A 24,151-nucleotide genomic window follows, 5' to 3' on the forward strand; every position below is an offset into this window, starting at 1 on the left:
ACAGCGTATCCTTGCCGGCGCCGCCGCGCAGCGTGTCGTTGCCTTCTTCGCCGAACAGGCCGTCGTCGCCGGCACCGCCTTCCAGCAGATCGTTGCCGGCCCCGCCGTACAGGGTGTCGTTGCCGGCGCCGCCGAACAGGCTGTCGTTGCCTTCATTGCCGAACAACTGGTCATCCCCGGCCAGGCCGAAGATCACGTCATTGCCCTTGGCCCCCTTCAGCGTATCCGCGCCGTCGGTGCCGTTCAGGGTCACGGCCGCCAGGCTGATCAGTTCGAGCAGACTCCAGCTGCCGCCGTTGGCGAACACGATGCTGCCGGACCATGAGCTCTGAACCGACATGCCGGCCTGGATGGTGATGCTGTCCACGCCGTTGCTATGCCGCAGCACCACATCGTCGCCAATGCGCACCACGGTGATGTCGGTCACCGAAATCCCCACGCCGAAGCGGATCTCCTCGTAGCTGCTCCAAGCGAGGTTGACGCCCTTTTCGCCATAGCGAATGGTGTCCTGGCCGTCGCCCAGATTGAAGATATAGACATTGCGCCCGGCGCCGCCTTCCAGCACGTCGTTGCCTGCGCCGCCCTTCAAGGTGTCGTTGCCGCCGCGGCCAATCAGGGTGTCGTTGCCGGCGCCGCCGTCCAGCAGGCTGCCGCCCGCGCCGCCGATCAACACATCATTGCCGGCGGTGCCGATATAGATGCCGCTGGCCCACTGATTGATCTGCACTGAGGTCCAGCTGCTGCCGTCGGCGAACACCACGCCGCCCACCCAGTTGCTCTGGCTGAGGAACCAGCCCTGGATCAGCACCGAATCCACGCCGTTGACGTGTTGCAGCAACACGTCGTCGCCCACGCGCACCACGGTGATATCGGTCACCGAGATGCCGGCGCCAAAGCGGATTTCGCTCTGGTGGCTGACGCTGACGTTCAAGGAGTTGTTGATCACCACGTCGCGGCCGTCGCCCAGATTGAAGACGTAGATGTCTTGGCTGCCGCCGCCCTTGAGGGTGTCGTTGCCCTTGCCGCCGTCCAGGATGGACACGCCGCCGCCTGCGCTGATCAACACATCGTTGCCGGCGCCGCCTTTCAGGGTGTCGTTGCCGCCGCCGCCGATCAGCACGTCGTCGCCGTCGCCGCCGTCCAGCAGGTCATGGCCCTTGCCGCCCTTGAGGATGTCGTTGCCGCTGGTGCCGATGAAAATGCCCGCGGCGAACTGATTGATCTGCACCGAAGTCCAGCTGCTGCCGTCGGCGAACACCACGCTGCCCACCTGGGACAATTGGCTGCTGAACCAGCCCTGGATGCGCACCGAGTCGCTGCCGTTGACGTGTTGCAGCACGATGTCGTCGCCTACGCGCACCACAGTGATGTCGGTCACCGAAATCCCCGCGCCGAAGCGGATTTCGCTGCTCATGCCCACCGATACGTTCAGCGAGTTGTTGATGATGAGATCGCCGCCGTCTCCCAGATTGAACACATAGATGTTCCGGTCCGCGCCGCCGCGCAAGGTGTCGTTGCCCTTGCCGCCGTCCAGGATCACCGTGCCGCTGCCGGTGGCGATCAGCACGTCGTTGCCGTTGCCGCCGCGCAAGGTGTCGTTGCCGCCGCCGCCAATCAGCGTATCGTCGCCGTCGCCGCCTTCCAGCAGATCGCTGCCGCTGCCGCCGTGGAAGGCGTCGTTGCCGCTGCCGCCCACATAGACGCCTTTGACGAACTGGTTGATCTGCACCGAGGTCCAGCTGCCGCCGTCGGCGAACACCACGCTGCCCACTTGCATGCTCTGGCTGCTGAACCAGCCCTGGATGCGCACCGAGTCGCTGCCGTTGACATGCTGCAACAGCACGTCGTCGCCCACGCGCACCACGGTGATGTCGGTCACCGAAATGCCGACGCCGAAGCGGATCTCGCTGCTCACGCCCACCGACACGTTCAGCGAATTGTTGATGATCACATCGTTGCCGTCGCCCAGATTGAACACATAGATATTGTGCTCGCTGCCGCCTTGCAGGGTGTCGTTGCCCTTGCCGCCTTCCAGGATGGCCGTGCCGCCGCCGCTGCTGATCAGCACGTCGTTGCCGGCGCCGCCCTTCAGGGTGTCGTTGCCGCCGCCGCCGATCAGCGTATCGTCGCCGTCGCCGCCGTCCAGCAGATCGCCGCCCTTGCCGCCGGTCAGCACGTCCTTGCCGCTGGTGCCGCCCGCGGCCACCACCATGGTCAAGAGCTCGGCCGCGCTCCATTTGGAGCCGTCGGCGAACAGCACCACGCCGGCCCAGCCGGTCTTATCGACCAGGCCGTTCTTGACGCGGATACTGTCCTGGCCGTTGATGTGCTGCAACAGCAGGTCATTGCCTGCGCGCAGCACGCGGATGTCCTTGGCGCTGATGCCGGCCTTGAAGCGGATTTCGTCGTTGGCGCTCAAGGCGGCGATCTTGCCGATCTGGGCACCATAGTTGATCAGGTCGCGGCCGTCGCCCACGCCGAAGACGAAGGTTTCACGGCCCTTGTTGCCGATCAGCACATCGTCGCCGGCCCCGCCTTCCATCGTGGTGTGGCCGCTGACACCGCCTTGCAGCTGGTCGTCGCCGGCACCGCCGCGCAAGGTGTCCTCGCCGCCGTTGCCGATCAAGGTGTCGTTGCCGGCGCCGCCGTCCAACAGATCGGACTGACCGGAGCCCAGCAGCAGATCGTCGTCATCGCCGCCGGTCTGCACTTCCAGCAGTTTCTGCGCCAGTTCCGCGCCCAGCCAGACGCTGCCGTCGGCGAACACGATCTGGCCATGCCAACCATGCTCCAGGCTGAAGCCCGCCTGGATGGTGATGGAGTCGCGGCCGTTGGCGTGGATCAGCACGATGTCGTCGCCCTGGCGCTCCACCCGGATGTCGTCCACCGAAATGCCGACGCCAAAGACAATGCGGTCCTGCAAGGTCACGCTGACGTCCACACCGTGCGCGGCGATCACGTCCGCGCCGTCGCCCAGGCCAAACTGGTAAATCTCCGCGCCGGCGCCGCCCACCAGGGTGTCGTTGCCCGCGCCGCCGATCAGCACGCTAACGCCCGCGCCGCCGCTGACCAGCACATCATTGCCCAGGCCGCCGATCAAGGTATCGTTGCCGCCGCCGCCGATCAGCGAATCATCGCCTGCGCCGCCGTCCAGCAGATCGCTGCCTTCCCAGCCGATCAAGGTATCGTTGCCGCTGCCGCCCAGCTGGGTCAGCTTGATATCGGCCTGGGTCCAGACCACGCCTTCGGCGAACACGATGCGCTCGATACGGCTGGACGCGCTGGCGAAATAGCCTTCCACCACCAGGCGGTCGCTGCCGTTGACGTGGATCAGCACCAGGTTGTCGCCCTGGCGGCTGACGCTGACGTCCTTGACCAGGATGTCGGCGCCAAAACGGATTTCGTCTTTCACCGACACGTCCACGCCGCCGGCGTCGCGAATCACGTCCACGCCGTCGCCCAGGTTGAACAGGTAAACATCGGCGCCGGCGCCGCCGATCAGCAGATCGTTGCCGCGACCGCCGTGCAGCACATTGTTGCCGCTGCCGCCGTCCAGGGTGTCGTCGCCGTCGCCACCCAGCAAGGTGTCGTTGCCGTCTTCGCCAAACAACTTGTCATTGCCGGCGCCGCCGTCCAACAGATCGTCGCCGCCGCGGCCGTTCAGCACGTCATTGCCGCCCAGGCCGATCAGATGATCCTTGCCCAGCCAACCGTTGAGGATTTCCTTGCGCTCGCTGCCGGTCTGCACGATCACGCGCTGCGCCAGATCGTTAATGCCCCATTCGCCGCCGTCGGCGAATACGATGCGCTCGATCCAGAAGCTCTTGTCGGCGAACCAGCCCTTGATGGTGACCGCGTCGTCGCCGTTGCGGTGGGACAGCAGCAAATCGTCGCCCACATGCTCCAGCTGGATATCTTCCGGGCGGATGCCCGGGCCGAAGCGCAACTCGTCGCGGTAGGCCGGATCGCTGTCCGCCGCGTCGCGCTTGTCCTGGGCGTTGTCGGTGATGGTGTCGAAACCGTCGCCCAGATTGAACAGATAGATGTCCTTGTCCGCGCCGCCGATCAGGGTGTCGTTGCCCTCGCCGCCGGCCAGCACATTGTTGCCGCTGCCGGCATTGAGCAAATCGTCGCCGGCGCCGCCTTCCAGCGTGTCGTTGCCTGCATAGCCGTTGAGCACGTCGTCGCCGGCGCCGCCCTGCAGCAGATCATTGCCGTCATAGCCGTTCAAGGTGTCGTTGCCGGCACCACCCTTGAGCACATCGTCCTGCGGGCCGCCTTCCAGCACGCCGCCCAGGTCGCTGCCCGTTACGCTTGTCGTCATAACTTGTTTCCTTATCAATATTTGTTTGTGTCATCACGCACTACGATTTACTGCTTGGTACTGCTCTTGCCGGTTCCACCGCCTAAGAGCCTGTTCAAAGTCTGCTGCGCTTCGGCGATACGGCGTTGAAAACCCCTTCGAAATACTCATGTACCACTTGTACATTCCGCTTTCTCAGTGGTTTTCGCCTTGTCTCGCCCTTGCTCGCGAGACTTTGAATAGGCTCTAAGCCGCCTTCACTCCGCCGGCAAACCCAACAACCGTCGATAGCCCGCCAGCCCCGCCTCCACGCTGTAGCGCCCCGCCGTCTCCCGCGCCGCAAGCCGCAGCCCGCCGCCGTCCGTCTCCAAGGCCGCCCCCACCTTCTCCGCCAACGCCGCCGCGTCGAAGAAGTCGGTCAGTTCGCCGTTCTCCCCGTCCCGGATCACTTCCCGCACCGGCGCGGTGTCCGAGGCCACGATGCGGCAGCCGCTGGCCATCGCTTCCAGCAGGCTCCACGACAGCACGAAGGGATAGGTCAGGTAGACATGGACCGCCGACACTTGCAGCACCTTTCGGTAAACCTCGTACGGCACTTTGCCCAGGAAGTGCACCCGCTCCGGGTCCACCGGCTTGTCCCGCAGCAGTTTTTCGCGCCAGTTGGCCGCGTCGCGCGGCGCGCTGCCGTAGCTGACGCCATCCCCGCCGACGATGACGATCTGGCTGTCCGGCCGTTGCCGCAGCAGCGCCGGCAGCGCGCGCATGAAGCTGTGGAAGCCGCGATAGGGTTCGAGGTTGCGCGCCACATAGCTGACGATGGGCTGGCCGGCGCGCAGCGTCCGGCCGTTGGGCAGGATCAGCGTCGCCGTCGGGTCCGGCCCCAGTTGGCCGCAGCGGATGCCTTCGTGCTGGATCTGCACACTCGGCCGGTAGGCCGCCGGGTGCAGGCTGTGTTGCCAGTGGGTGGGGGTGATGCTTTGATCGGCGTGTTCCAGGTTGAGCAGGTGCAGCGCGTTGCGCGCCCGCAGCCGCGCCGCGCCGTCCAGGCTGAGCGGGAATTCCGGGTCGAAGTCGGCGTCGGCCCCTTGGCCGTGGTAGTAGTACTCGCTGTAGTGGATCAGCCGCGCCGCCGGGAACAGGTCTTTGAGGAACAGGGTTTCGCCCCAGCCAGGGTGGGCCAGGATGATGTCCGGCCGGTAGCCGCGCTGTTGCAGCGGCTGCAAGGCGCGCAGCACCGCCTGGCCGTGCAGCACCGCGTCTTCGTAGCTGTGCAGATAGGGGTGGGTGTGCCGGTGCGGGCCGCGGTGCGGCCGGTAGCGCAGCAGTTTGACGCCGGCCAGGCCGGGCGCGCTGTCGCGTCCCACCGCCAGCAGTTCGATGTCCGGCCGCTGTTTGAGGTGTTCGGCGATGTGGCGCAGCTGGCCGGGGAAGTTTTGATGGATCAGCAGCAGTTTCATCTCAGCGCTCGCGCAGGCCTTCGCCAACATGCTGTTGCAGCGGACTCAGGAAGTAGTCGATCACCCGCCGCCGACCGGTCTTGATTTCCGCGCTCACCGTCATGCCGGCGCTGAGCCGCACCCGCGCGCCGTCTATGCTCAGGTGGTCTTGCTTCAGCCGGATCCGCGCCAGGAACACCAAGCCCTTCTTTTCGTCTTGCATCGCGTCGTGGCTGACGCTGTCCACCACGCCTTCCAGGTAGCCGTAGCGGGTGTAGGGGAAGCTTTCCACTTTGACGGTGGCCGCCTGCCCCGGCCGCACAAAGCCGATGTCTTTGTTTTCGATCTGCGCTTCGATTTCCAGGGTTTCGTCCCGCGGCACCACCGCCAGCAGCGGCTGCGCTTCGGTGACCACGCCGCCCACGGTGTGGATGGCCAGTTGCTGTACGCTGCCGGCCACCGGCGCGGTCAGCCGGGTCAGCGCCTGCCGTTGGCCGGTCTTTTTCTGGTCTTCGCCGTATTGGCGCATTTGTTCACGCGCTTCGCGCAGTTTGTCGAGGGCCTCGCTGCGGAAGTTGGCTTGCAGCGCTTTGCGCTCTTGTTCTTGCCCGGCGATGGCGGCGTCGAGTTCTTGCAGCCGGCTTTGCTGGCTGGCCAGGTCGCCGGCCTGTTCGATGCGCGCTTGTTGTTTGTCGAGATAGGCGTGCTTGGAGATGAAGTTCTTGGCCAGCAGGTCTTGGTAGTCGTGTTCGCGCGCGGCGGCGATGCGGCCGGTGGCTTGCAGTTTGCTCACTTGCTGGCGGGTGGTGGCGTGCTCGGCCTGGCGTTGGCGCAGGGTGGCGTTCAACGCTTCGAGCTTGGCCTGGTAGCCGCGCCATTGGCCCAGCGCCAGGCTTTCTTCGGCCAGTCTCTGGCTGTCGGCGACGCCGGGGGTGGCCGGCAGCTGCGGCAGCCGGCCGCTGTCCAGCGCGTTCAGCAGCGCCTGGTAGCGCGCGGCGGCCAGCGCGGCGGCGGCGTGGGCGTCGTCGGCCTTTTGTTTGTCGGCGCTGGCGCCGGTGGCGTCCAGTTCGATCAGCACTTGGCCGGCCTTGACTTGCTGGCCGTCGCGCACGTGGATGGCTTTGACCACGCTGGGTTCCAGCGGCTGCAGGATTTTGGTGCGGCCGCCGCTGACGGTCTTGCCGCCGGCGACGGCGACGATGTCGAGCTGGCCCAGCGCGGACCACAGCAGCGCGATGAGGAACAGCGCGCCGATCAGGCGCATGCTCCACATCGGCAGCGGGGACAGCGGGCTGTCGGTCAGTTCCAGGTGGGCGGGCAGGAAGGCCAGTTCGTCTTCGCGCCGCGGCTGGGGGTCCAGTTGGCGGCGGATGGCCCAGTGCGCGGCAAAGGCCTGCCGGTAGCGCCGCGCGAAGTCGCGCAGCGCGTGCAGTTGGTGCTTCATGTACGGGTTTATCCTTGTTGCAGGCTGTGCAGGCGGGCGTAGTAGCCGTCGGGCTGGCGGAGCAGGTCTTCGTGGCGGCCGCTTTCGACGATGCGGCCTTGGTCCATGGCGATGATGCGGCTGGCGCCGCGCACGGTGCTCAAGCGGTGGGCGATGATGAGCACGGTGCGCCCCTGACAGATGGCGCGCATGTTTTGCATGATCGCGCGTTCGGATTCGTAGTCCAGCGCGCTGGTGGCTTCGTCCAGAATCAGGATGCGCGGCTTGCTGATCAGCGCGCGGGCGATGGCGATGCGCTGGCGCTGGCCGCCGGACAGGCTGGCGCCGTGTTCGCCCACCATCGTGTCGTAGCCTTCGGCCTGTTCCATGATGAAGTCGTGGGCGCCGGCCAGTTTGGCCGCCTGGATCACGTGGTCCAGCGCCAGCCCGGGTTCGGCCAGCGCGATGTTGTCGCGGATGCTTTGGTTGAATAGCAGGTTTTCTTGCAGCACCACGCCTATCTGCCGCCGCAGCCAGGCCGGGTCCGCCAGCGCCAGGTCGTTGCCGTCCACCAGCACGCGTCCGGATTCGGGCACGTACAGCCGTTGCACCAGCTTGGTCAGCGTGCTTTTGCCGGAGCCGGAGCGGCCGACGATGCCGATGACTTCGCCGGCCCGGATGTCCAGGCTGAGGCCGCGCAGGATTTCCGGGCCGTCCGGCCGGTAGCGGAACACCACCTGGTCGAACTGGATGCGGCCCTGGATCGCCGGCAGCGCCGCGCGGCTGGCCGGCAGCTCGCTGCGGGTGTTGAGGATGTCGCCCAGCCGTTCCACCGAGATGCCGATCTGCTGGAAGTCTTGCCACAGTTGCGCCAGCCGCACCACCGGCGCCGCCACCTGGCCGGCCAGCATATTGAAGGCGATCAGTTGGCCGACGGACAGCTCGCCGGCGATCACCAGCCGCGCGCCCAGCCACAGGGTGGCGACGGTAACTAGTTTCTGGATCAGTTGCACGCCGTTCTGGCCGATATTGGCCAGCCGGGTGACGCGGAAGCCGGCGGCCACGTAGGCGGCCAGCTGGTTGTCCCAGCGCCGGGTCATGTGCGGTTCCACCGCCATCGCCTTGATGGTGCCGATGCCGCCCACCGCTTCCACCAGGAAGGATTGGTTGTCGGCGCCGCGCGCGAACTTCTCGTCCAGACGCCGCCGCAGCAGCGGGGTCAGCCCGGCCGACCACAGCGCGTAGCACGGCAGCGACACCAGCACGATCAGGGTCAGCCAGCCGCTGTAGTACCACATCACCGCCAGGAACACGAAGGAGAACAGCAGGTCCAGCACCGTGGTCAGCGCCTGGCCGGTGAGGAAGTTGCGGATATTGTCCAGCTCGCGCACCCGCGCCACGGTGTCCCCCACCCGCCGCGCTTCGTAGTAGGCCAGCGGCAGCGCCAGCAGGTGGCGGAACAGCCGCGCCCCCAGTTCCACGTCGATGCGGCTGGTGGTGTGGGCGAACACGTGGCTGCGCAGCGCCGACAGCGCCACATTGAACAGCGACAGGATCAACAGCCCGACGGCGATCACGTCCAGGGTGTTGAAGGCGCGGTTGACCAGCACCTTGTCCATCACCACCTGGAAGAACAGCGGCGTCACCAGCGCGAACAGCTGCAACACCAGCGACACCGCCAGCACTTCCAGCAAGAGCTTGCGGTATTTGACGATGGCCGGCACGAACCAGGTGAAGTCGAACTTGGCCAAGGCCCCCGCCGCCGACGCGCGCGAAGCCATCAGCAGCAGCCGGCCGGCGTAGCGCGCCGTCAGCTCCGCCTGGCTCAGCACTTGCGGCCGGCCGTGCTTGAGGTCGTGGATCAGCACTTTGTCGCCGTCGCAGCGGGCGATGATGAAGTGTTCGCCGTCCGGCCGCAGCGCCAGCGCCGGCAAGGCGGTCAGGCTGAGGCGGTCCGGGCTTTGTTTGACGATGCGGGCTTTAAGGTCCAGGCCTTTGGCGGCCAGCAGCAGGTCGGTTTCGCTGAAGGGTTCGGCCTGGCGGCCGTATTGATGGGTGAGTTGCGCCGGGTCGGCGGCTACGCCGTGGAACTGGGCCAGCAGGACCAGGCCCAGCAAGCCCAAATCGCTGATGTTTGCGGAGGAGGCAGAACCGTCCGTATCCGTTTGAGCAAGCATAATGACCGATTGTATTTAATGATTGGGGGCACGATATGCCACACCATTACCCAATACAAGTAACACATTCACATTTTATTATGTGATTATTTAGCGCAACCAATAAGTGTTTGTTTGAAATAAAGCTTTTATTGATCTGCAATATTCTAAGTAAAATTACGCATTGACCGTGCAGCGCGCCAAATTGGGCGCCGTTTGCCCTCATGCCGGATGTCATGTGAGCAAGGATTCCCCAAGCCGTCTAGATTGGTACAATAAGCGTCCCGTGACGCCCGCCCGCGGCGGCCGTCCGCCCGTTCACGAGCCCAGCGCCTGATGACCACCGCAAACAGGCCCCCAGAACACCCCAGCATAGGCAGCAGATGACCAGTCCGAACCAGGCCGCCAACCCGGCGCCCACCGCCGAAGAACCGGTGCTCCGCGCTCCGGAAAACGAAAACACCCTGGCCACGCTGGCCATTCCGCTGGGCGAGACCATTCTGACGCTGACCGCCAACGGCACGCCCATTTACGGCATCTTGCAGCGCAGCCGGGCCATGACCGAGCAATCCGACTTCTTCCGGCTGCAGTTTCGCGGCTACGCCCGCGCCGACGGCCACCGCTGGCAGTTGTTCGAGGGCGAGGACAGCCATTTCCAAGCCGCCCACAACTGCGCCTGGGTGCGCGTGGACCGGCCCAGCCGCACCGTCACCTTCGGCCCCAAAAGCGGCGTGCAGGCCAGCCCCGGCTTTGTCGGCACCGGACTGGACGCTTTTCTGTTCGCCAGCGTCATCGCCTGGGCCAAGGGCATTTGTCCGGACCACGCCATCAGCCCCGGCATGATCGCCATGAGCCAGACCTCGTCGGAAGAAGAGCGGCTGCAACGCAACGCCTTTTACGCCAGTCAGGGCTTTGAATTTGAATGGCAGGACGCCAACCAGCGTTCCGCGCTGTACTTCAAGGACAAGGTCAACAAGCTGCTGGGGGTATGGAATAAGGAACTGATCACCGAGGTGGGCGGCGAGGCGATGCTGCAATCGCTGGCGCGGCAGGACGAAACCCGCGCCGAACTGGAACAGCGGCTGGAAAAACTGGAAAGCGTGCACGACAACCTGAAACGGGCGCTGCAAAAAGAACGCACCACCGCCCAGATCCTGACCGGGGTGCTGATCCTGTTCGCGATCTGCGGACTGTGGGCGGTGATCTAGCGCCACGCTCCCATGAAAAGCAGGCAATGAAGCAGAACCCTAATGATGTTTACCACGCCCTCAAGCTCGCTGCCCTCGCCGCCTTCACAGCACTTGCCTGGTGCCGGCCGGCAGCTGCCGCTCAGCCCGCCGATGTTGACCTAGCCGGCAATAGCATCAAGACCTTGATGCTGAAGTCGACGCCGGAGCCGGCGGAATCAAAGCAAGGCTGCACCACGGATCGCCAGCTCTGTATTGAGCTAGTGGCGCAAACCAAGGAAGCTCCGCCCATTCTCAGGATCCAGCCCGCCGCTGGCCAGGGGCCTGACGCACAACTGGAATTACGCAACTTACAGACCGACGCGCTATGGGACAATCGCCGCAGCCTGACTTTATGGCCTTACGCGCTGCGGCTTGCCGCCCCCGATCAAGGCGTGATGGTGGGCGTCAGAGAGGACGTCAGCACCATGTATTCCGGCGGAGGCGGTTCTTTCAGCACGCTGCGCCTGCTACAGATTTACCCCAAGGGCTCGGGATTTGAGATGCGCGAGGTGCTGGCGCTGCCGCTGTCCAGCTCCTTGATGATACGCGCGTGCTTTTCGGAACGGGATTTCGCCGACAGACGCGGCGCCTGCCATGACGAATACAGTTTTTCTTCCAGCATCAAGCTGGACAGAAGCGTCGCGGCCGGCTTCCCGCGCTTGATCTACCGCACCCGCGCCACCAGCTTTCCCGGCCCGGTCTCCCGCAGCCGGGACTCGCTGGGCAAGCGTCTGAGGAAAAAAGACATCGCCACCGCGGTGGACCAGGCCTGCACCTTCCAGCGCCTGCTGACGCGGCAGCCGGATAGCGGCGTCTATGCGCCGGATAAACCGATGCCGGCCTGCGAAGAATATCTTGAGCCTTAAGCCTGCGCCAGGGCAAAACCCGGTCGGAACCCTCGCCGCTCAGGCCGCGGGCGCGCCGCCCAACACCTTGTAAACATCCGCCAGGTTTTTCAATTGCTCCTGACGCAGCCGGATCAGCGCGGACTCGCTGCCGCGCCGCGCCTTGGCCGCGTCCAGCCAGGTTTGCACGTCAACCGCCCCGGCACGGTAGCGGCTTTCCGCCAGTTGTTCGCTGCGCCGGTTCAAGGCCAGCGCGTCGGCTTGCAAGCGAGCGGAGCCTTGCAGCCGCTGGCGCGCGCTCAGCGCGTTGTCCACCTCTTGATAAGCGCTGTACAAGGTCTTGCGGAAACTGACGGTTTCCAGCTCGTAATCGGCCTGACTGCTCTTCAATTGCAGGCCTTGCTTGCGCCACTCAAGGAAGGGCAAGGACAGGGACGCGCCCAGCGTCAGCAGCGGGTTTTGCACCAGGCTGCTCAGCGCGCCGCTGCTGGAGCCCAGCGAACCGGTCAGTTTCAGCGCCGGGAAGAAGGCCGCGCGCTCCTGGTCCACCTTGGCCAGTTTGCCGCGCAAGCGCGCTTCCGCGGCCATCAGATCCGGCCGCCGCTCCAGCAGGCTGCTGGGCAGGCCGGCGTTTATCGCCGGCAAGGCGGGTTCCAGCGGCAGCGCGGCGATAGCCGGCAGCGCCGCGCCGGACGGGTGGTCCAGCAACAGCGCCAAAGCGTTTTCCTTTTGCCCGCGCTCGTCGGCCAGCCCCAATAAGTCCGCCTGTTGACTCAGCACCGCGCTGCGCGCCTGGGTGACGTCCTGTTCGCTCGTCGCGCCGGCGCGCCATTTGGCTTCCGCCAGCGCCTGGATGCGGCGCAGGTCCGCCAGATCCGCCTGCCCCAGCGTCTGCCGCGCCTTGAGCGCGGCGATGTCCCAGTACAGGCCGGCGGCAGCGCTGTCCGACAACAGGCGGGCGGCGGCTTCGTCATAGGCGCTGGCGCGGAACTCCTGATCCGCCGCGCGCAAGCGCGCGTCCACCCGCCCCCATAGGTCCAGCTCGTAACTGGTGTTCAAGCTGCCGCCGCTGCTGCGGCTCCAGGCCGAAGACTCTCCCAGCGTGCGCTTGGTCCCCGCATTGACGTCGCCGCTCAAGGAGGGCAAGGCGTCGCTGCGCTCCAAACCTGCCGCGAGCTGGGCCTTGCGCAGCTTGAGCAGGGCGATGCTCAGATCCGGGTTGCGGCTGCGCGCCTGCTCCAGCACCGCCAGCAAGCCGGCGTCGTCAAAGCCTTGCCACCAGCGCTCGCGGCTCATGTCCGCCTGGGCGTGGGACGGGGCGCCGCGCCATTGCGCCGGCGCTTCCAGCGCTTGGCGCTGATACGGCGTGCTCTGGCAGCCGGCCAGCAAGAGGGCCAGGCCCAAAACAGTGAGATTGGATTTCCAAAGCGTCAAACACTTACTCCCGCGCCAAGGCGTCAATCGGATTCAAACGCGCCGCGCTGCGCGCCGGCAGATAGCCGAACACCACGCCGATGGCGGTGGAACACGCCACCGCCAGGAGGATGGCCTTCAGCGACAGGGCCATTTTCCACTTGCTGACCAAGAGCGCGAACACAAAGCTGATGCCGTAGGACAGGCCGATGCCGATGGCCCCGCCCACCAGGCAGACCAGCACCGCCTCGGTCAGAAATTGCTGCAAGACGTCGGACTGGCGCGCGCCCACCGCCATGCGGATGCCGATTTCACGGGTGCGCTCGGTCACCGACACCAGCATGATGTTCATCACGCCGATGCCGCCCACCACCAGTGAAATCACCGCGATCAGGGTCAGCAACAGGGCCAGGGTGCGACTGGTGTTTTCCACCGTTTTCAGCACCTCGTCCATATTGAAGGTGAAGAAGTCCTTGCCGCCATGGCGCAAGGTCAGCAGTTGGCTGATCCCCTTTTCGGCCAGCGCGGTGGGCTGGCCTTCCTGGATGCGCACCACCATGTAGTCGAAATAAGCCTGGCCGAACAGCCGGCTGCCGGCGGTGCTGTAGGGCATCCACATTTGCAGCGATTTGCCGCCGCCGTTGTCCTTGGTTTCCACCACGCCGATCACGGTGGCCGGCACGCTGCCCACCAGCACCACTTGGCCGATGGCGTCCGCGTCGGCGAACAGTTTGCGGCGGGCGTTGTTGTCTATCACCACCACCTGGCGCTGCATGCGCACGTCGTCGCGGCTGAAACCCAGGCCGGCAACCACTTTCAAGCCGCGCACGCGCAAATACGTGCTGTCCACGCCGGACACCGAGGCGTTGACGTCGACATTGCGGTAGCGGATGCGCAGGCTGTTGCTGGTGACCGGCGACACGCTGTCCACATAGGGTTCCTCGGCCAGCGCGGCCAGATCGCCGGGCAAGAAGGTACGCACGCCGTCGGCCTTGTCGTCGCCCCAGTCCTTGCCGCGGTACACGGTGATGGTGTTGGTGCCGATGGAGCGGATGTCGTTCAGCACGTAATTGCGCGCGCCCTCGCCCACCGCGATGATGGACACCACCGAGGTGATGCCGATGATGATGCCCAGCATGGTGAGCACGGTGCGCAGCCGGTTGGCCAGCATGGCGAGCATGGCCATCTTGAAGGCTTCGCTCATGCGTTCGCGCCAGGCCGGGCCGGGCTTGGGCCGGCGCGGCTCGCGCGCGTCCACAACCGGACGCGGCGCGTCGGCGGCGCTGTCGCGCAGGATCTCGCCGTCGCGGATCTCGATGATGCGTTCGGTCTGCGCGGCGATGGACGGGTCGTGGGTGACGATGATGATGGTGTGACCGGCGGCGTGCAGTTCCTTGAGGATGGCCATCACTTCTTCGCCGCTGTGGCTGTCCAAGGCGCCGGTGGGTTCGTCGGCCAGGATGATGTCGCCGCCGTTCATCAGCGCCCGGGCGATGGACACGCGCTGCTGCTGGCCGCCGGACAGCTGGCCCGGGCGGTAGTCTTCCTTGCCGGCCAGGCCCAGCCGCGCCAGCAGCTGGCGCGCGCGTTCGCGCCGCGCTTCCTGGCTCATGCCGGCGTACACCGCCGGCATCGCCACATTGTCGATGGCGCTCAGATGCGGCAACAGGTGGTAGCGCTGAAAGATGAAACCGAAATGCTCGCGCCGCAGCGTGGCCAGCTGGTCCTTGTCCAGCGCGCCCACGTCGCGCCCGCCCACCTGGTAATGACCGGCCGAGGGCTGATCCAGGCAGCCCAGGATGTTCATCAGCGTGGACTTGCCGGAACCGGAGGCGCCGATGATGGCCACCATCTCGCCGGCGCGGATGTCCAGGCTGACCTCCTTGAGCACCGCCACTTCTTCATCGCCGGACGGAAACCGGCGCCACACTCCGGACAGCGTCAGGCTGGCTCCGCTCATGCGCTCACCATCACGCTGCCGCTGGGTTCTTCTTCCTTGCCGCCGGCTTCGCTGGTCACCACTTTCTCGCCGGCTTTCAAACCATCCAGGATCTGCACACGGGTGGCAGTCTTCAGGCCGATGCGCACTTGGCGCTCATGCAGCTGGCCGTCCTTGCCCTGCACCTTGACGCTGTGGCGTCCATCCTTGCCGGCCGCGCCCAGCGCGCTCAGCGGAATATTCAAGGCCTGCTTGGACTCCGCCAGCACGATGCTGATCTGCGCGGTCATGTCCACGCGCAGCTTGCCGTCCATGTTCTTCACATCGAACAGCGCCTTGTAGAAGTTGGCGTTGTTGATTTTTTCCGGCGTCGGCAAGATGGCGCGCAGCTTGCCGCGGATGGGCCGGTCCGGCGCCCCCAATACGGTGAAATACACCGGCAGCCCGGCCTTGACGCGAATCACGTCGGCCTCGGCCACCTGGGCGTGCACCGTCATCGTGCTCAGGTCAGCCAGTTTCAGGATCACCGGCACCGTCTGGCTGGCGATCACGGTCTGACCCTGCTGGGTGACGATTTCGATCACCTCGCCGTCCATCGGCGCGGTGATGCGGGTATAGCCCAGCGTGGTGCGGTTCTTGTCGATCTGGAAACGGTTCTGGCGAATCTGCGCTTGCAAGTCGTCCAGCTCCGCCGTCTGGCTCTGATAGGCGGTTTCCGCCGCCAGCAGGTCTTTTTGCGAGGTGGAGCCCTCGCTCATCATCTGCTTCTGGCGCGCCAACTCGCGCTCGGCCTGGCGCAGCGTGGCCTGCTTGCTACGCAGCTGAGCCACGCGGGACTCCAGTTGCGCCTCGGAAACCTTCAAATCGTTGAGGCTGTTTTCCGGATCGATCTCGGCCAAGAGCTCGCCCTTGCCGACTCGGTCGCCGGCCGCCACCTTCAGGATTTTCAACTGGCCGCTGGCCTGGGCGCCCACGTCCACTTGCCGCAGCGGCTTCAGCACGCCGCTGGCCAGCACCACGTCCTCCAGATCGGCGCGGGTCACCTCCGCGGTCAGCACCTGCGGCGCCGGCTTGGGCGCCAGCCACAGCCAAAGCCCCCAGGCGGCCAGCGCCAGGACGGCCAGCAGCGCAATGCCGTTGCGCCACGGCCGCCGGCCCAAATTGACGCGGCGGCGTCCTTGCAAGGAGCCGATCAAATACAGGGGGAGCAAAAGCTTACGAATCCAACGCTTCCAAAATGTCATGTGGCGAGAAACCAAAGCGGAAATGAGGAAAACATCTTAGGACCGCGGGCAACGGGCATTGGTTGCACCCCGCGTCGACAATACGCGTTTGACATGCAGAACGCTAGGGCGGTCCGCCGGCTATAAGGGCGGCGTCAGCCCGCGCGCCAAATAGCTTTCCCGCAGATGGCGGCGCAGGCATTCCGGGCACAGGCAATCGCCGTGACCATAGGGCAAGGGCAGCACCTGCGGCAGCTCCGCGCACCAACAAGCGCCGTTGTCGCCGCCCTCTCCGCAACGGAAGGCCGCGCCGCAACGCTCGCAGCGCTTGTCTTTGACCTTGGGCCGCAAGCCGATCAGCCGCTGCCACACCGCGCGCTTTTGTTCGTCGTCGAAGCCGGACCAGCCGGCGATCTCGTCCAAGGTGCGCAGGCAGCCCAGGCAATAGGCGCCGCCCTCGTCGAGACGGCAGAGGCCGACGCAGGGCGAGGCGGGCGCGGGATACGCCTTTGTCATCAAAAATCCATCTTATGTCGCGAAATCAGTCCGCTATTTTAGCGCAAAGCCGCCGCCTACACGCCGCCGGGCTTGACGCTGATCGGTGTATGCACCAAAAATGGGCTGCCGCCTTATTCCTGAGGCGAATATCCAAATAGATTAAAGCTAAATAGACAAAGAGAAATCAGGAGAAATTCATGAAAACGCATCTTAGCCTCATCGCCTGCGCCGCGCTGGCCCTGACCGCCTGCGGCAAATCCGAACAAAGCGCCGGCAGCGCGCCGGCCGAAGCCGGCGCGGTCGTGGTGAAAATCGGCTCCGCCAACCCGCTGACCGGGCCTTTCGCCCACTGGGGCCGCGACGCGGACAACGGCGTCAAGCTGGCGGTGGCAGAAGCCAATGCCGAAAAGCTGACTCTGGACGGCAAGCCCGTCACTTTCGAAGTGGTGTCCGAGGACGACCAGGCCGATCCCAAAACCGCCGCCCAGGTGGCGCAACGCCTGGTGGACGGCAAGGTGGCCGGCATCATCGGCCATCTCACCTCCGGCGCGGCCATTCCCGCTTCGCGGATTTACTCTCAGGCCGGCATTCCGATGATCGCCGCCTCGGTGACCAGCCCCAGCTTCACCCAGCAGGGCTTCAAGAACACCTTCCGCATCATCGCCAACGACCGCCAGCAAGGCGAGGCGCTGGCCAAGTACGCGATCGAAACGCTGAAGGCCGGCCGCATCGCCATCGTCGACGACCGCACCACTTACGGCCAGGGCCTGGCCGACGATTTCGCCAAGGCGGTGGAAGCGGCCGGCGGCAAGGTGGTCAAGCGCGAGTTCACCAGCAATAGCGCCACGGATTTCATGGCCATCCTCACCTCGATCAAGGGGGCGAAGCCGGACCTGCTGTTCTACGGCGGCATGGACGCCCAGGCGGCGCCCATGGTCAAGCAGATGAACAAGCTGGGCCTGAAGGCCGCCTTCATGGGCGCGGACGGCATCAATACGCCTGAGTTCTCCAAACTGGGCGGCGACAGCGCGGAAAGCAGCTACGCCTCCAGCGCCGGCGCGCAAAAAGACAAGATGCCGGGCTTCGCGGACTTCAACGGCAAGTACAAGCAGCAATTCAACGCCGACATCCAGGCCTACGCGCCCTACACCTATGACGCCGCGCGGGTGATGATCGCCGCGATGAAGCGCGCCGGCTCCTCCGATCCGGCCAAATACCTGGGCGAACTGCCCAAGACCGACTTCAAGGGCGTGACCGGCGAGATCCGCTTTGACGACAAGGGCGACATCCAGCACGGCACCGTGTCGCTGTATCAATTGCGCAAAGGACAGTGGGTCGGCCTGTAAACACCGGCGTTCCCGCCTCGTCTCCACACCCCGGCCTATGCCGGGGTTTTTGTTTTTTGCGGCGGCGCTCCAAAAAATATGGCGCCATATTAAATAAATGGCTATAACTATTTATTCACAAACTAACATAAGGAGAGGATATGGGACTACTCGTTTCCCTATTGGCCGGCGGCCTGATCGGCTGGCTCGCCGGCAAGGTCATGGGCGTCAGCGAAGGCGTGATCGCCAACATCATCATCGGCATCATTGGTTCGGCCTTGGGACATTGGCTGTTTGGCCGGCTGCTGGGCATCTCTTCCGCCTCGGCCGCCGGTTCCTTCTCCCTGCCCGGCCTGGCCTTCGGCATTGCCGGCGCCGCCATCCTGATTTTCCTGCTGAAGAAGATCGGCCTCTTGCGTTGATCGGGCAAAGAAAAAGGCGACGCTGAACGCGTCGCCTTGTCGCCTGATGCCGAACCGGCTTATTTGGCTGCGGAAGCGTCCTTGGACGCGGCGGCGCCGCCCACGGTTTCCAGCACTTTCCACTCGCCGTTCACCACTTTGTAGACGGTGATGCCGCCGTCTTTCAGATCGCCCTTGGCGTCGTAGGTCCAGCTGCCGGAGGTCACGCCGGAGTGGGTGATCTTGGCCAGCACCGGCAGGTAGGCTTTGGGATCAGTGGAGTTGGCGTCTTTCATCGCCTGGATCAGCGCGCGGGTGGCGTCGTAGCCGTACGGCGAGTAAGTGGCCACGTCCATCTTGAAGCGCGCCTTGTAGCGGCTCTCGTAGTCCTTGCCCTTGGGCATTTGATCCAGCGGCAGGCCGGCCAGCGAGGCAATGGTGCCGTCGGCTTCTTTGCCCGCCAGTTGCAGGAAGGTCGGGGTCTTGGTCATCTCGCCGGAAATCAGCGGAGCGGTCAGGCCCAGGCGCTTCATCTGCTTGGCCATCGGCGCGGATTGCGCGTCGGCGCCGCCGTAGAACACCACGTCCGGCGCGGCGGCCTTGATCGAGGTGAGGATGGCGGCGAAGTCGGTGGCCTTGTCATTGGTGAATTCGCGCTTGACCACATTGCCGCCGGCGGCCTTGGCGGCCTTCTCGAACTCGTCGGCCAGGCCCTGACCGTAAGCGGTGCGGTCGTCCACGATCACCACTTTCTTGGCGCCCAGTTTTTCCACCACGAACTTGCCCATCACCGAGCCTTGCTGGGTGTCGGAAGTCATCGAGCGGAAGGTGTTCTTGAAGCCCTGCGCGGTGAAGGCCGGCGAGGTGGCCATGGCGATCATCGGAATGCCGGCGTCGGAATAGATCTTGGAGGCCGGGATGGAGGTGCCGGAGTTGAAGTGGCCGATGATGCCGTTCACTTTCTCGTCGACGAATTTCTGCGCCAGCTGAGTGGCGGTTTTCGGGTCGGCCTGGTCGTCCTGGGCTTCCAGTTCGAAGCTCACCGGCTTGCCGCCAATGGTGGGCTTCTCGGCGTTGGCGTCTTCAATCGCCAGGGTCACGCCGTTTTTGTATTCTTCGCCGTAGTGGGCTTGCGGACCGGTCAGAGGGGCCGCGAAGCCGATCTTGACCACGCCGCCCGCGGCGGCTTCCGCGCCGGCGGAGGCGCCGGCTGCCGGCGCGCCCTCTTCTTTTTTGCCGCATGCGGACAAGGCGACAGCGGCGGCCACGGCCAGGGAAAGAGTCGTCAGTTTGTTTGCTTGCATCATGTTTCCTCTATTTCTCCAGAGATCCCCATCCGTCACGTGTCGGGATTGGGGGTTTGCGGAACCTGTCTAATGTTGTTATGTACATCCCGCCTTCCCCAAGCAGGGGCGAGCGCGGCGGCTGGCGGCATTATTTCAAGGCCGCCAGCTTGTGGCAAGTGGCTTGTTGGACAAGCCCGCCGCCACCCCATGCGCGCCGGCGCATGGGAAAACCGGTTTGATCCGCGGAGTTGCAAGACGAACGGGCCGCCGTCGCCGGGGCCCGCCCCGCCTTTAATCGCCTATGCTCATCAGGCTGGCGTTGCCGCCCGCCGCGGTAGTATTCACGCTGAGCGCGCGCTCCACCACCAGCCGGTGCAGATTGTAATGGCCTTGCGCGTCGGCGCGCAGCAGCGGCACCAAGGCGCCGTCGCGCGCGGCCAGCGTACGCTGGGCGGCTTCGGCCTCGGCTTCGGAGCCGGAGAACAGCACGGCGCCGACATCCGCCGCCAACACATCGGCGTCCAGCTCCACCAAGGAGCCCAGCTTGGCGGCCAAGCCTCGGCCCGCCTCATTGGCCGGCAATACCGCGCGGTTGCCGGTGGCGAAGGCCGCCGCCAGCTGCTCCGCCAGCGCTTGCGCGTTGCCCGCCTGGCAGCCCACCTTGCCGCGCGGCGCGAACTGCAGCGAGTTCCGCTCGCCGGTGGGGCCCGGCAGGTTCACCAGGCAAGACAAGGCGCTGTCCTTGCGCGCCGCGGCGATGGCCGGCTCCAAGGCCAGGCCCAGGCCGCCGGCGGCGGCCGCCAAGGCGTCCAGCGCCGGCAGGGACAGCGGCAGGGTCTCCGCCGCCAGTTTCGGCTCCCAGGCCGCGCGGCTCAGCCGGTACAGATAGAAGGGACCGCCGGCCTTGGGGCCGGTGCCGGACTTGCCTTCGCCGCCGAAGGGCTGCACGCCCACCACCGCGCCGACGATGTTGCGGTTGACGTAGACGTTGCCGACCTTGATCTGGCCGACGATATTGTCGATGGTCTCGTCGATGCGGCTGTGGATGCCGTGGGTCAGACCGTAGCCGGTGGCGTTGATCTCGGCCACCACCTTGTCCAGCTCATTGGCCTCGAAACGCAGCACATGAAGCACCGGACCGAAGACTTCGCGCTTCAGCTGCTTGAGATCGGCGATCTCAAACAAGGTGGGCGCCACGAAGGTGCCCTTGGCGCAGTCCTCGCCCAGCTTGACCTGATGAGTGGCGCGCGCGCTCGCCTTCATCTTCTCGATATGGGCCAGCAGGCCGGCCTGGGCTTCGGCGTCGATCACCGGGCCGACGTCGATGTCCAGCTTGGCCGGATCGCCCACTTTCAATTCATCCATCGCGCCCTTGATCATGGCGATGACCTTGTCGGCGATGTCGTTCTGCAGATAGAGCACGCGCAACGCGGAGCAGCGCTGACCGGCGGAGTCGAAGGCCGAGCTGAGCACATCGGTGACCACCTGCTCCGGCAGCGCCGAACTGTCCACGATCATCGCGTTCTGGCCGCCGGTTTCGGCCACCAGCACCGGGTCGCCGCCGCGCTTGGCCAGCGTGCGGTTGATGATTTGCGCCACCTCGGTGGAGCCGGTGAAGATCACGCCCTGGACGCGCGGGTCCGCGGTCAGCGCCGCGCCCACCACTTCGCCGCGGCCCGGCAGCAATTGCAGCGCCGCGCGCGGCACGCCGGCCTCGTGCAACAAGCGCACCGCGTGCGCGGCGATCAGGCTGGTCTGCTCCGCCGGCTTGGCCAGCACCGCGTTGCCGGCCGCCAGCGAGGCCGCCACCTCGCCGATGAAGATGGCCAGCGGGAAGTTCCACGGGCTGATGCACACCACCGGGCCCAATGGGCGATGGCTGGCGTTGTCGAATTCGTCTTCGATCTGCGCCGCGTAGTAGCGGCAGAAGTCCACCGCCTCGCGCACCTCGGCGATCGCGTTGGCCAGCGTCTTGCCGGCCTCGCGCACCGCCAGGCCCATCAGCGCCGGCATCTGGTCTTCCATCAGGTCGGCCATCCGTTGCAGGCAGGCGGCGCGTTCGGCCACCGGCGTGGCGGCCCAATCGGCGGCGCCTTGCTGCGCCAGCTCCAGCGCGCGGTTCACATCCGCCGCGCTCGCCTCGATCACGCGGCCCACCAGATCGTCGCGATCCGCCGGATTGCGCACCTGCTGCACTTCGCCGTCGGTGACGTCGCCGTCGCCCAACATCGGGAAAGCGCCCCACGGCTGTTTCTCGGACGCTTGCAGGCCCAGTTGCAGCGTGGCCAGCACATGCTCGCTGGACAGGTCCAGACCCTTGGAGTTTTTGCGCTGCTGGCCGTACAGCTCCAGCGGCGCCGGAATCTTCTTGTGCGGCTGGCCGCCATGGCGCGCGGCCTCGGCCACCGGATCCGCCACCAGTTCGTCTATGGATACCGCCTCGTCCACGATGCGGTTGACGAAGGAGCTGTTGGCGCCGTTTTCCAGCAGGCGGCGCACCAGATAGGCCAGCAGAGTTTCATGCGAACCCACCGGCGCGTAGATGCGGCAAGCCTTGCCCAACTTGTCCTTGCCCACCACTTGGTCGTACAGGGTCTCGCCCATGCCGTGCAGGCACTGGAATTCGTAATCCTTGCCGGAGGCCAGATTGAACACCGCGGCCAGGCTGTAGGCGTTATGGGTGGCGAACTGCGGATAGATCGCGTCCTGCGCGGACAACAGCTTCTTGGCGCAGGCGAGATAAGCCACATCGGTGTAAACCTTGCGGGTGTAAACCGGATAGCCCGGCAAGCCGTCCACCTGGGCGCGCTTGATCTCCGCGTCCCAATAAGCGCCCTTGACCAGGCGCACCATGAAGCGGTGCTTGCTGCGACGCGCCAGATCGATCAGGAAATCGATCACATAGGGACAGCGCTTCTGGTAAGCCTGCACCACAATGCCTATGCCCTCGAAACCGTCCAGATCCGGATCGTTGGCCAGCGCCTCCACCAGATCCATGGAGATTTCCAGGCGGTCCGCTTCTTCGGCGTCGATGTTCAGGCCGATATCGTACTGCTTGGCCAGCAGGAACAAGCCTTTCAGGCGCGGCAGCAGCTCGGCCATCATCCGTTCGTGCTTGATGCGGCTATAGCGCGGATGGATGGCCGACAGCTTCACCGAAATGCCCGGGCCTTCGTAAATGCCGCGGCCGGCGGACGCTTTGCCGATGGCGTGAATGGCGGTCACATAGTCTTGCAAATAGCGCTGCGCGTCGGCCTCGGTCATCGCCGCCTCGCCCAGCATGTCGTAGCTGAAGCGATAGCCGCGCGCCTCGCGTTCGCGGCCGTTGGCCAGCGCTTCCTCAATGGTCTCGCCGGTGACGAACTGCTTGCCCAGCATGCGCATCGCCATGTCCACGCCTTTGCGGATCAGCGGCTCGCCGCCTTTGGCGATCAAACGGGTCATCGCCGCCGACAAGCCATTCGCGCTGTGCGAAGCCACCAGCTTGCCGGTCACCAGCAAGCCCCAGGCCGCGGCGTTGACGAACAAGGAAGCGCTATTGCCCAGGTGGGCCTTCCAGTCGCCGCGCGAAATCTTGTCGCGGATCAGCTTGTCCGCGGTTTCGCGGTCCGGAATGCGCAGCAGCGCTTCGGCCAGACACATCAAGGCGATGCCCTCGGCGCTGTCCAGAGAAAACTCATGCATCAAGGCATCCACCCCGCTGGACTTGGTGCGCTCGCGGCGCACCTCCGCCACCAGGCGCCGCGCCAGGTCCTGAACCGCAGTGACTTCGCCGTCGCTCATCGCAGCCTGCGGCAACAGCGCCTGCACGCACTCGCGCTCATCGCGACGATAGGCAGAGGTAATGGCGTCCCGCAGCGCCGACTGGCCATGGGCAAATGCGTCGAATTGCATGAATCATCTCCGTGTAGTTTGCAGCCCCGGGCTATCTCTTTTCATTAGCGCCCGGAAAATTTGTCTATTGTATACAAATACAAATAGATTGCTGGACAATATGAAGGAAACTTTTCAGTCCATAATTTCAACCCAAACAAACCCAACTCGTACAAGCAGTTAGCCGGCGCCAGCCGGGCTCAAGACCCGCCTCACTGTTGCATGCCAACAACTTAGAGCGCCCCGCTCCGCCCCCGTCCGCGCATGCCAAGGCCGGCGCAACGTGCCACAATGCCGTCCTGACTCTCTTCATCATAGGCAAACCCTCATGCAAACCGTGCTGATCACCCTGAACGCCAGCCCCTACGGGGACGAACGCGCGCTCTCCGCGCTGCGCCTGACGCTGACCCTGGCTCAACAGGCCGAGCGCTGCCGGGTGCAGCTGTTCCTGCTGTCCGACGCCGTTGTCGCCGCATTGAAAAATCAGAAGACCGCGCAAGCGCCGACCCTGGGCGGGATGCTGGCCGAAGCGCTGGAATTGGGCGTGACGGCGCGCGTCTGCCGCACTTGCGCCGACGCGCGGGGAATCGATGAAAGCCTGCTGTTGCCGGGCGTCAAGATCGGCACCATGCCGGAGCTGGCCGAATGGACGCTGAGCGCGGACAAAACGCTCAGCTTTTGAATCCGCAAATGCAAAAAGCCCAGACCGTTTGGTCTGGGCTTTTACATTGGGCGCCTGGCAATGCCCTACTTTCACATGGCGAATGCCACACTATCATCGGCGCTAAGGCGTTTCACGGT

15 protein-coding genes are annotated in these 24,151 nt (G+C 65.2%); 5 read left to right on the top strand and 10 right to left on the bottom strand.

The genetic code is table 11. The annotated features are described in order from the left end of the window. The 4 genes from ACODRW_RS23190 to ACODRW_RS23205 all read right to left on the bottom strand — a co-directional run. Nucleotides 1-4,324 (bottom strand): calcium-binding protein (locus ACODRW_RS23190; RefSeq protein WP_488906800.1); only part of this gene is annotated, 4,324 nt, incomplete at its 3' end. 236 nt (nucleotides 4,325-4,560) lie between these two features. Then, nucleotides 4,561-5,760 carry a glycosyltransferase family 4 protein gene (locus ACODRW_RS23195; RefSeq protein WP_488906801.1) on the bottom strand — a complete coding sequence of 400 codons (1,200 nt, stop codon included), beginning with the start codon at nucleotides 5,758-5,760 and terminating at the stop codon, nucleotides 4,561-4,563. 1 nt (nucleotide 5,761) lies between these two features. After that, entirely contained in the window at nucleotides 5,762-7,183 is a 1,422-nt protein-coding gene (locus tag ACODRW_RS23200) for an HlyD family type I secretion periplasmic adaptor subunit (RefSeq protein ID WP_488906802.1), read from the bottom strand. Nucleotides 7,184-7,191: 8 nt separating this feature from the next. Next, on the bottom strand, nucleotides 7,192-9,339 hold the full coding sequence (locus tag ACODRW_RS23205; RefSeq protein WP_227107832.1) for a type I secretion system permease/ATPase: 2,148 nt from the start codon (nucleotides 9,337-9,339) through the stop codon (nucleotides 7,192-7,194). A 362-nt stretch (nucleotides 9,340-9,701) separates the two neighbouring features. Here ACODRW_RS23205 and ACODRW_RS23210 point away from each other — a divergent pair, with 362 nt between their 5' ends. Then, nucleotides 9,702-10,526: a hypothetical protein gene (locus ACODRW_RS23210; RefSeq protein ID WP_107801110.1), complete on the top strand. Its 825-nt coding sequence runs from the start codon at nucleotides 9,702-9,704 to the stop codon at nucleotides 10,524-10,526. Then, the gene (locus tag ACODRW_RS23215; protein ID WP_488906803.1) at nucleotides 10,511-11,413 is read left to right on the top strand and encodes a hypothetical protein; all 903 of its coding nucleotides are present in this window, start codon (nucleotides 10,511-10,513) and stop codon (nucleotides 11,411-11,413) included. The genes ACODRW_RS23210 and ACODRW_RS23215 overlap by 16 nt, the downstream gene beginning before the upstream one ends. Before the next feature lie 39 nt (nucleotides 11,414-11,452). On the opposite strand, the gene ACODRW_RS23220 is transcribed toward ACODRW_RS23215, so the two are convergent. The 4 genes from ACODRW_RS23220 to ACODRW_RS23235 all read right to left on the bottom strand — a co-directional run bounded on the left by ACODRW_RS23220 (nucleotide 11,453) and on the right by ACODRW_RS23235 (nucleotide 16,483). Next, a complete protein-coding gene (locus tag ACODRW_RS23220) occupies nucleotides 11,453-12,826 on the bottom strand; it encodes an efflux transporter outer membrane subunit (protein WP_488906804.1) in 1,374 nt (457 codons plus the stop codon). 4 nt (nucleotides 12,827-12,830) lie between these two features. Continuing rightward, nucleotides 12,831-14,765, bottom strand: coding sequence for a macrolide ABC transporter ATP-binding protein/permease MacB (gene macB / locus ACODRW_RS23225; RefSeq protein WP_227107827.1), 1,935 nt, complete (start codon nucleotides 14,763-14,765; stop codon nucleotides 12,831-12,833). Beyond that, nucleotides 14,762-15,955 (bottom strand): macrolide transporter subunit MacA, encoded by a 1,194-nt coding sequence (gene macA / locus ACODRW_RS23230; RefSeq protein WP_235087955.1) that lies wholly within the window; start codon nucleotides 15,953-15,955, stop codon nucleotides 14,762-14,764. Before macA ends, macB begins: the two co-directional genes overlap by 4 nt. 153 nt (nucleotides 15,956-16,108) lie before the next feature. Further along, nucleotides 16,109-16,483, bottom strand: a complete 375-nt coding sequence (locus ACODRW_RS23235) for a cysteine-rich CWC family protein (RefSeq protein ID WP_107801115.1) — start codon at nucleotides 16,481-16,483, stop codon at nucleotides 16,109-16,111. A gap of 179 nt (nucleotides 16,484-16,662) precedes the next feature. Here ACODRW_RS23235 and ACODRW_RS23240 point away from each other — a divergent pair, with 179 nt between their 5' ends. After that, entirely contained in the window at nucleotides 16,663-17,811 is a 1,149-nt protein-coding gene (locus ACODRW_RS23240; RefSeq protein WP_107801116.1) for a branched-chain amino acid ABC transporter substrate-binding protein, read from the top strand. A 140-nt stretch (nucleotides 17,812-17,951) separates the two neighbouring features. Continuing rightward, nucleotides 17,952-18,212 carry a GlsB/YeaQ/YmgE family stress response membrane protein gene (locus ACODRW_RS23245; protein ID WP_107801117.1) on the top strand — a complete coding sequence of 87 codons (261 nt, stop codon included), beginning with the start codon at nucleotides 17,952-17,954 and terminating at the stop codon, nucleotides 18,210-18,212. Between the two features lie 59 nt (nucleotides 18,213-18,271). On the opposite strand, the gene ACODRW_RS23250 is transcribed toward ACODRW_RS23245, so the two are convergent. Both ACODRW_RS23250 and putA read right to left on the bottom strand, forming a co-directional pair. Beyond that, nucleotides 18,272-19,495: a branched-chain amino acid ABC transporter substrate-binding protein gene (locus tag ACODRW_RS23250; RefSeq protein ID WP_107801118.1), complete on the bottom strand. Its 1,224-nt coding sequence runs from the start codon at nucleotides 19,493-19,495 to the stop codon at nucleotides 18,272-18,274. A gap of 273 nt (nucleotides 19,496-19,768) precedes the next feature. Beyond that, on the bottom strand, nucleotides 19,769-23,371 hold the full coding sequence (putA, locus tag ACODRW_RS23255) for a trifunctional transcriptional regulator/proline dehydrogenase/L-glutamate gamma-semialdehyde dehydrogenase (RefSeq protein WP_488906805.1): 3,603 nt from the start codon (nucleotides 23,369-23,371) through the stop codon (nucleotides 19,769-19,771). 307 nt (nucleotides 23,372-23,678) lie between these two features. On the opposite strand from putA, the gene ACODRW_RS23260 reads away from it, so the two are divergent. Then, the gene (locus ACODRW_RS23260; RefSeq protein ID WP_488906806.1) at nucleotides 23,679-24,032 is read left to right on the top strand and encodes a DsrE/DsrF/TusD sulfur relay family protein; all 354 of its coding nucleotides are present in this window, start codon (nucleotides 23,679-23,681) and stop codon (nucleotides 24,030-24,032) included. The last annotated feature ends 119 nt before the right edge of the window (nucleotides 24,033-24,151 follow it).

Source organism: Chromobacterium sp. FG89, assembly GCF_057808735.1.